This is a genomic window from Streptomyces atriruber (genome assembly GCF_001418325.1).
Classification (GTDB): Bacteria; Actinomycetota; Actinomycetes; order Streptomycetales; family Streptomycetaceae; genus Streptomyces; species Streptomyces atriruber.
Map to the genome: position 1 here is coordinate 1 of NZ_LIPN01000573.1, position 2,637 is coordinate 2,637.

The window sequence follows — 2,637 nt, forward strand, 5'->3', positions numbered from 1 at the left end:
CAGCAGCCGCCTGCCGTGAACGGTCAGCCGGGCATTACGGTGGGACATGAAGGCCTCCGTGCGGTGAAGATTCGACACCTCCACCACACACGGGGGCCTTCGCCACGATCAAGCCCTACCGGCGTTAACAACGCTCGTGAGCAATACACCTAGGGCGTGGCCCACTCCCGCAGCGCGTCCTCGCTGGAGAAGTCGGCCACGTTCTTGTCCAGCGGGGTCGACGTGTACTGGTGGATCTTCCACTTCGCCTGGATGCGCGGCTTGCCCGCCGTCACGTAGTCGGCGATCCACAGTCCGTCGCCCGCGTAGGACGTGGTGTCATGAGTCAGCCAGAAGTTCCGATTGCAGTACAGCATGACCCTGTGGTGCGGGCGGAGCCGCTTCACCTCACGGATGAAGCGGTCCTTCTCCGCGTTGCTCGCGCGCGTGTGGTCCCCGGTCCACTCCCAGTCCGCAGCCAGCAGGTCCCCCGACTTCTCAGGCGCCTTGCTCACGAAGTACTCCGCCTGCGCCTTGATGTTGCCCGGCCACAGGAAGTGGTAGAAACCGACCACGCAGCCGCCGTCGCGGGCGCGCTTGGTCTGGGCGGACAGCTTCGGGTTGATGTACGAACGGCCCTCCGTCGCCTTTATGAAGACGAAGGAAAGGCCGTCCGTGTCGAAGGTCGACTGGTGCGAGCTGACATCGATGCCTCGGATCACGGGCGCCTCCAGAGTGGGCGGAAGGCAGGTATCTGAACTGCCCGTCTGGTGCCCGCTGTCGGCCGCGGCCAACCGTCAACCATCAACCGTTCAACGGAAGATCCCGGTGTGCCCGAGCGAATAGCGGCCCGGCTGCGGATAGACCGCGAGGCCGTGCGGGCCGTTGCCGACCGGGATACGGGCCAGTTGCACTCCGGTTCGGGTGTCGATGGCGTACACCTCGGAGTCGTAACGACCGGAAAGCCAGAGGGTGTTGCCGTCCGCCGAGACGCCTCCCATGTCGGGGCTGCCGCCCTGCGGAAGCTTCCACTTCTTGGTGAGCTCGTTCTTCGGGAAGTCGAAGACGGAGATGGTGCCCTCGCCGCGGTTGGAGATGTACATCTCCTTGGAGTCGCGGCTGACGTACAGGCCGTGGCAGCCCTTGCCGGTGGGCAGCAGCTTCGGCGTCGTGAACTTGTCGCCGTCCAGGACCCACATGCCGTGCGCCATCATGTCGGCGATGTAGAAGGTCTTGCCGTCGGGGGACATCTTCACGTCCTGCGGCATGGCCCCCTTGAAGGGGATCTTCTGCTGGCCGACGACCTCCATCTTCTCGGTGTCGACCTTGAGCAGTTCGCCGGAGAACTCGCAGGACACGATGAAGTAGCGCCCGTCCATGGAGAAGTCGGCGTGGTTGACGCCCGCGCAGGTGACGGGGACGGTCTTGACGCGGTTCATGGTCTTCGGGTCGCGGAAGACGAGCTCGCGGTCCATGGACGCCATCACGACGGCGTGCTTGCCGTTCGGCGTGAAGTAGAGGTTGTACGGGTCGGAGACCTCGACGGTCCGGCCCGTCTTGCCGGTGACGGGGTCGATGGCGGTGAGGCTGTCGCCGAGGTCGTTGTTGACCCAGAGCGTCTTCATGTCCCAGGAGGGGACGACATGCTGCGGCTGGTTGCCGACCTTGATGGTCTCGATGACCTCGAACTTCTTGGGGTCGATGACCGACACCGTGTTGGAGCCGGTATTGGGGACGTACACGCGCGGCAGGAACTTCCTGGCCACGGGCTGCAGGGCGTTGGGGCGGTCGGCGGCGTAGGCGTCCTTGGGGTCGAGGACGGGGGGCATGCCGGGCAGGCCGGGGGCCGCCTTCGGCTTTGCGGGCTTGCGGACGCCTTCGGTGCCGAGGGCCTCGTTGGCGCGCTCGTCGGTGCCGCAGCCCGCGAGGACGGCGAGGGCGGCACCCGCGACGAGCACGGCCGCGGTGCGCTTGGTGAGGCCGAGCCGCCGGCCCGGGCTGGGGCTCGGGCCGGGGGCCGGGCTCGGGGTCTCGTTCAGGTGCAGGGGCATCAGGTCAGCAGCTCCGTGGTCGTGACCGCGCGCAGGCCGCGGCGTTCCAGTTCGGTCAGGACGGCGGGCAGTGCGGCGACCGTGTCCGCGTACCCGAAGTGCAGGCTCACGACGGATCCCTCGCGGATCTCGCCGGCGATGGTGCGGGTGACGGCCCGGGCGCCCGGCGACGTGAAGTCGAGGGAGTCGACGTCGTACGAGAGGACGTGCGGGTAGCCCGCGCGGCGGGCGAGGCGTTCGACGAGGGGCGTCGCCGTTCGGGCGCGCGAGGGGCGGAACCAGGTGCCGACGGAGCCGGTGAGGCGGCGCAGGCGCTCCGCGCAGCCGGTGATCTCGGCGTAGGCGTCGGCCTCGGACATCGCGTTGATGTCGAGGTGGTGATGGGTGTGGTTGCCCAGGTCGTGGCCGCCGTCGAGGATGCGGCGTGCCAGTTCGGGGTGCTCGTCGAGCCAGCCGCCGACCGCGAGCACGGTGATTCCGGCGCCCGCCTCCTTCGCCTGGGCGAGCAGCGTCTTCGCGGTGGCCGGGTCGCCCTGGCCGTGGAAGGTGAGGGCGACCTGGGGCCGGGTGCGGGGGCCGTGGGTGATCTGGGCGGGCCGGCCGGGGA

3 protein-coding genes are annotated in these 2,637 nt (G+C 68.4%); all 3 read right to left on the reverse strand.

Annotated elements, in window-relative coordinates; translation table 11 throughout:
- Positions 1-149 precede the first annotated feature (149 nt).
- The gene (locus AOK03_RS38645; RefSeq protein ID WP_055570030.1) at positions 150-701 is read right to left on the reverse strand and encodes a glycoside hydrolase family 25 protein; all 552 of its coding nucleotides are present in this window, start codon (positions 699-701) and stop codon (positions 150-152) included.
- A 90-nt stretch (positions 702-791) separates the two neighbouring features.
- Positions 792-2,030 carry a YncE family protein gene (locus tag AOK03_RS38650; RefSeq protein ID WP_079075244.1) on the reverse strand — a complete coding sequence of 413 codons (1,239 nt, stop codon included), beginning with the start codon at positions 2,028-2,030 and terminating at the stop codon, positions 792-794.
- Positions 2,030-2,637: polysaccharide deacetylase family protein (locus AOK03_RS38655; protein WP_055570031.1), on the reverse strand; the 608-nt coding region annotated here is incomplete at its 5' end. The genes AOK03_RS38650 and AOK03_RS38655, both read right to left, overlap by 1 nt.

What these genes read in the sequence shown, in the direction of transcription:
- AOK03_RS38650 (WP_079075244.1), bottom strand. Translation starts at nt 2,030, where the DNA reads ATGCCCCTGCACCTGAACGAGACCCCGAGCCCGGCCCCCGGCCCGAGC.